6 protein-coding genes are annotated in these 3,004 nt (G+C 65.0%); all 6 read left to right on the forward strand.

The window, feature by feature from the left end:
• Nucleotides 1-153, forward strand: a 153-nt coding sequence (gene infA, locus Q1V87_RS03145) for a translation initiation factor IF-1 (RefSeq protein ID WP_300590812.1), incomplete at its 5' end; no start/stop codon positions are given.
• Nucleotides 154-241: 88 nt separating this feature from the next.
• The gene (gene rpmJ / locus Q1V87_RS03150) at nucleotides 242-358 is read left to right on the forward strand and encodes a 50S ribosomal protein L36 (protein WP_022893853.1); all 117 of its coding nucleotides are present in this window, start codon (nucleotides 242-244) and stop codon (nucleotides 356-358) included.
• A gap of 176 nt (nucleotides 359-534) precedes the next feature.
• Nucleotides 535-915, forward strand: a complete 381-nt coding sequence (rpsM, locus tag Q1V87_RS03155; protein WP_228177305.1) for a 30S ribosomal protein S13 — start codon at nucleotides 535-537, stop codon at nucleotides 913-915.
• Between the two features lie 28 nt (nucleotides 916-943).
• The gene (gene rpsK / locus Q1V87_RS03160) at nucleotides 944-1,342 is read left to right on the forward strand and encodes a 30S ribosomal protein S11 (RefSeq protein WP_228177304.1); all 399 of its coding nucleotides are present in this window, start codon (nucleotides 944-946) and stop codon (nucleotides 1,340-1,342) included.
• 160 nt (nucleotides 1,343-1,502) lie between these two features.
• Nucleotides 1,503-2,525, forward strand: coding sequence for a DNA-directed RNA polymerase subunit alpha (locus Q1V87_RS03165; RefSeq protein WP_300590810.1), 1,023 nt, complete (start codon nucleotides 1,503-1,505; stop codon nucleotides 2,523-2,525).
• Nucleotides 2,526-2,549: 24 nt separating this feature from the next.
• Nucleotides 2,550-3,004, forward strand: a 455-nt coding sequence (rplQ, locus tag Q1V87_RS03170) for a 50S ribosomal protein L17 (RefSeq protein ID WP_300590811.1), incomplete at its 3' end; no start/stop codon positions are given.

Consider the following 3,004-nt stretch of genomic DNA (forward strand, 5'->3'; position numbering starts at 1 on the left):
CGCGTTGAGCTGACCAACGGACACAAGGTGCTCGCAACGATCTCGGGAAAGATGCGGCAGAACTACATCCGCATCATTCCCGAAGACCGCGTCGTCGTGGAGCTGAGCCCCTACGACCTCACGCGCGGTCGCATCGTCTACCGCTATCGCTAGACCGGTCGAGAAGTAACGGCCTGTTTCGGCAGGCTCAGCAACCGTGCTGAGCCGGTCGCAGGTACGAAGACAGCGAACAGGAAACATCATGAAGGTCAACCCCAGCGTCAAGCCCATCTGCGACCACTGCAAGGTCATCCGCCGCCACGGCAACGTGATGGTGATCTGCAAGTCCAACCCGCGCCACAAGCAGCGCCAGGGCTGAGACGGATGCCGCTCCGGCGGCCCCAGGACTCATAACTCAATACACACAGGCAGGGTCAGAACCCGCATCCGGATGCCGGATGCGGGGGACACCTCGGGACGAAGGCCCGGGCACCGATTCTGCTCCACACCTTCGACATACTCCGCGGGGAAACCCGGGGGAAAGAGAGAACCGACATGGCACGTCTTGCCGGTGTCGACATCCCGCGCGATAAGCGCGTGGTGATCGCCCTCACCTACATCTACGGCATCGGCCGTACCCGTTCGCACGAGATCCTCGCGGCGACCGAGATCAACGAGGACATCCGCGTGAAGGACCTCAGCGACGACCAGCTCGTCGCCCTCCGCGACTACATCGAAGGCACCTACAAGGTGGAGGGTGACCTTCGCCGTGAGGTCGCCGCCGACATCCGCCGCAAGGTCGAGATCGGCTCCTACGAAGGCCTGCGTCACCGCCGCGGCCTGCCGGTGCGCGGACAGCGCACCAAGACGAACGCGCGTACCCGCAAGGGCCCGAAGCGCACCGTCGCCGGCAAGAAGAAGGCCGGAAAGAAGTAAGGCGCGGAAGGTTTAGGAGAAAACGCACATGGCTACCCCCAAGTCCGCAGCGCGCAAGCCGCGCCGCAAGGAGAAGAAGAACATCGCCGTGGGCCAGGCCCACATCAAGTCGACGTTCAACAACACGATCGTTTCGATCACCGACCCCTCCGGTGCGGTGATCAGCTGGGCCTCCTCGGGTGGCGTCGGCTTCAAGGGCTCGCGCAAGTCGACGCCCTACGCCGCCGGTATGGCAGCCGAGTCTGCTGCCCGCCAGGCGCAGGAGCACGGCGTCAAGAAGGTCGACGTTTTCGTCAAGGGACCGGGTTCGGGTCGTGAGACCGCGATCCGCTCGCTGACGGCAGCTGGCCTCGAGGTCGGTTCGATCCAGGACGTCACGCCGCAGGCGCACAACGGTTGCCGCCCGCCCAAGCGCCGTCGCGTCTGACGACAGCCCCGTTCCGGGCCGGCTCTTGCCTCCCGGGTGAAGCATTTCGGATGCCGGGGTGTGCGCCTGCGCGCCGCGCCTCGGCATCCCCCGAGAAAAACTCAACACCTCACCCATTGCACGTGTCATATAGCGGGCACGTGATCGAAAGGAACACATCGTGCTCATCGCACAGCGTCCCACTCTGACCGAGGAGAAGATCGGGGAGTTCCGCAGCCGTTTCGTCATCGAGCCGCTTGAGCCCGGCTTCGGTTACACGATCGGTAACGCGCTGCGTCGCAGCCTCCTGTCGTCGATCCCCGGCGCCGCCGTCACCAGCATCCGCATCGACGGTGTGCTGCACGAGTTCAGCACCATTCCGGGTGTGAAGGAGGATGTCACCGAGATCATCCTCAACATCAAGCAGTTGGTCGTCTCCTCCGAGCGCGACGAGCCCATCACGGCTTACCTGCGCAAGACCGGCGCCGGTGAGGTCACCGCCGCCGACATCTCGGCTCCTGCGGGTGTCGAGGTCCACAACCCCGAGCTCGTCATCGCGACCCTCAACGAGACCGCGAAGTTCGAGCTCGAGCTGACGATCGAGCGTGGCCGTGGTTACGTCTCGGCGACCCAGAACCGCAACGAGTACGCCGAGAGCGGTCAGATCCCGATCGACTCGATCTACTCGCCGGTGCTCAAGGTCAGCTACCGCGTCGACGCGACGCGTGCCGGTGAGCGCACCGACTTCGACAAGCTCATCCTGGATGTCGAGTCCAAGCCCTCCATCGCCCCGCGTGACGCCGTCGCTTCGGCTGGTCGTACGCTGACCGAGCTGTTCGGCCTCGCCCGCGAGCTGAACGTCGAGGCCGAGGGTATCGAGATCGGCCCCGCGCCGGTCGAGACCGTCATGTCGAACGAGCTGTCGATGCCGATCGAAGACCTCGACCTGTCGGTCCGGTCGTACAACTGCCTCAAGCGCGAGGGCATCAACACCGTCTCGGAGCTCGTTGCCCTCTCGGAGACGCAGCTCATGAACATCCGCAACTTCGGCCAGAAGTCGGTCGATGAGGTTCGCGACAAGCTCATCTCGCTCGGGTTGAGCCTGAAGGACTCGGTTCCCGGGTTCGATGGCGCGCACTTCTACGGCGGCTACGACGACGAGACCGTCGGACCGGTACCCGAAACGGATGCCGCGGCATCCTGACCGACTTTCTCTGGAGTAACTGACATGCCCAAGCCCACCAAGGGTCCCCGCCTCGGAGGCGGCCCCGCACACGAGCGCCTGATGCTTGCCAACCTCGCGGCGGCGCTCTACACCCACAAGTCGATCAAGACGACCGAGACCAAGGCCAAGCGCCTTCGCCCGCTCGCCGAGCGTCTGATCACCTTCGCCAAGCGTGGCGACCTGCACGCGCGTCGTCGCGTGCTGTCGGTCATCGGTGACAAGGAAGTCGTGCACGTCCTGTTCACCGAGATCGCGCCGCTGGTCGCCGACCGCGAGGGCGGCTACACCCGCATCACGAAGATCGGCAATCGCAAGGGCGACAACGCGCCCATGGCGGTCATCGAGCTCGTGCTCGAGCCGGTGAACCCGAAGCCGAAGTCGGCCAAGAAGGCTGCCCCGGCAGCTGCACCGGCCGAAGCTGCACCTGCCGAGGAGGCGCCCGCTGAGGACGCTGCCGA

Origin of the sequence: Microbacterium sp. (assembly GCF_030149085.1) — a bacterium.
In the GTDB taxonomy this organism is placed as follows: Bacteria; Actinomycetota; Actinomycetes; order Actinomycetales; family Microbacteriaceae; genus Microbacterium.

Excerpts from the sequence above, each read along its gene's own strand:
- rpmJ (WP_022893853.1), top strand. The coding sequence starts at position 242 with ATGAAGGTCAACCCCAGCGTCAAGCCCATCTGCGACCACTGCAAGGTC.
- rpsM (WP_228177305.1), top strand. The coding sequence starts at position 535 with ATGGCACGTCTTGCCGGTGTCGACATCCCGCGCGATAAGCGCGTGGTG.
- rpsK (WP_228177304.1), top strand. The coding sequence starts at position 944 with ATGGCTACCCCCAAGTCCGCAGCGCGCAAGCCGCGCCGCAAGGAGAAG.